Source organism: Streptomyces sp. P17 (assembly GCF_032436805.1).
Taxonomy (GTDB): Bacteria; Actinomycetota; Actinomycetes; order Streptomycetales; family Streptomycetaceae; genus Streptomyces.
Genome location: NZ_JAVRBF010000162.1, coordinates 1 through 2,167, shown reverse-complemented (window position 1 = coordinate 2,167; position 2,167 = coordinate 1). Strand labels below are relative to the sequence as shown.

The following is a 2,167-nucleotide window of genomic DNA, read 5'->3' as shown; positions in this document are numbered from 1 at the left end:
ACCCGGCCAAACGCAGGGAACCCGCACCACAAACCTCATAGCGTCACGACCGTCTCACTGGACTTGAAATCTTCCGGGACGGCACCCGCGTGAAGGATCAGTGAGCTGGATGATGGGCTGTAGGGATCGCTCATGGCGTGACAGGCGAAATGCGCCCAGTCGGCGTTTGCCAGCTGTGTAACTACTTGCTGTGCCGTCGCGTCGGCGCCCGTCAAGAAGATCCCATCGGGGAAACAGCGGCGCAAAAACTCGATCTCGTCCGCCACCCCGGGCAGCCGGGGCCAACCAGAGACATCGGGGACCGCCACGCCGAGGAAGCCGCCAGGTTGGGCCGGCCGTGGCCTTCTGGTGTGAGTGAGCGCTCGAACAGTGGGTGTGAAAGACGAGACAATGCGGTCGAGGACCGTGTCGGAGGAGCCGTTGTATCCCGCTGCCGCCAAGGGGAGAAAGGTAAACACTCCAGTTGGGCACCACCACAGTCGTGGAGCCTCCGCAGGAGGACGCGGAGCGTCCAGGCCAAGGGCGTGCAGGACTGGCTCGGTCACGCTGTCCCACAACCATTCAAGGATCTCTGAGAAGCGTTGCTCAGCAACACTGTTGGAGCGGATGTCCGGCTGAGTGCCAAGAAGCTCGCCAGCAGCACGTCTAGCATCCTCTTCGGTGATCGGGAGCCTTATGGCGTCGATGTCGTCGCCCGTGATGATGATGGCGTCGGTCCGTACAGCGTGGCAGTTCACAACGACGACAGCTCCGTCAGCGGCGGCTTTCGCGAGAGCTTGGTGAGACAGCGGCGCGAGCAAATCTCCCACACCTGGCAGAGTGCGGATGCGCCTGCGCAGCCCTTCCCATCGGAGAGCACGCCGATGCCGGTGGACAAGTTCCTCCCGCTCGGGAAACGATGATTCCTCGCGCAACTGCTGCCATTGGGCGGCCAGGTGGGGAGCCTGCTCGACGACATCCACCAAGATGCCGCGCAAGTCCAGTGCTTGTGCAATGAGGGGTGCTCGGCCTGCCTCCAGCAGCCGCACCGCCTGGAATGAATCACCCAATTCCAGTGCACAGGCGGCTGCTGCGAGTGCAACTCCTGTCGTGTGCGGGAGGAGTGACTCTTGGGCCTCGCGCGTCAGGCGCAGGCCAATGGCAAACGGCACCTGCTCGACGGCCAAGGCGTACTCAGCCATTGCCGCGTCCCAGCGCGCTTGACTTGCGTTGAGTTCCCCGCCGAACTGTGCCGAGATCAGTCGTTGCAGCGGGGAAGCGTTCAGCAACCGGGCAGAACGCTGGAATGCGGCGATCGCAGGACCCAGCTCCGCCAAGTCACGGGTCGCCTCGTAGCGGTCACGGTGGATGAGCCCGAGGTAGATGAGGCGTCCGGCGCGCCGGACGTCACCAACCTCCTGGTCCTCGGCGAGATCGCGGAATATCTGGATGGCCTCTTCAAAGTGACGGGGGTCATTCTCCAACACGGCCCGAATACGCAGTCCGAGTGCCAGATCAAAGCGGTACCGGCCGTGCTCGTCCGTGCCCGGCTGCGTCTCCTCGACGAGAGTGCGAGAGATGCTGAGCGCCTCCATGAGTCGACGGATGTTTCCGGTCCTGTTCGCATGGTCCTGCAATGCGGCACTCAGTGCAGTCCGAGCGATGCGCTGCCCGTAGCTGCCGGGCGGGAACAATTCGGTGGCCTCCCGGCCGAACCGGATTGCGTCGGCCGAAGCGGTCGGCCCTACGAATTGGACTGCCGCGTTCAGCAGGACGCACAGCCTCTGCGCCACGTCTGCTCTGATCCGGTCCAGATCAGCAAGGAGCCCATGTGCGCGCCTCAATGCTCGGATGGCCTCCTCCAGAGCGACCGGATCGTTGCAACTCTCGAACAGCCTCAGGAATGGCTCCGACACCGCGATCAGATACTCAGCCACATGGACGTGATAATCCCCAGAGTCGGCGGCAAGCGCGGAGGAAGCAGCTACGGCCTCGTCAAGCAGTTCGGGGCGCGGGTCGAGTTCGAAATTGAACGACAGTCCTACCGTCAGCGCGACAAGAAGTTCACCTCGTTCAGCCGAGCCGCGTTCAGCTGTCTCCAGGCGCTCGCGGTGTCGGCGGCGGCTGAATTTTGACCCGTTTTGGGCGGTTGAAACGTGACCCCCGTGTCGTTGGTTGTTGTCGGTCA

At 63.3% G+C, this 2,167-nt stretch carries 1 protein-coding gene; it reads right to left on the bottom strand.

What is annotated here, in order from left to right:
- Nucleotides 1-35: 35 nt before the first annotated feature.
- Nucleotides 36-2,167, bottom strand: a 2,132-nt coding sequence (locus RMT89_RS40010) for a CHAT domain-containing protein (protein ID WP_315888667.1), incomplete at its 5' end; no start/stop codon positions are given.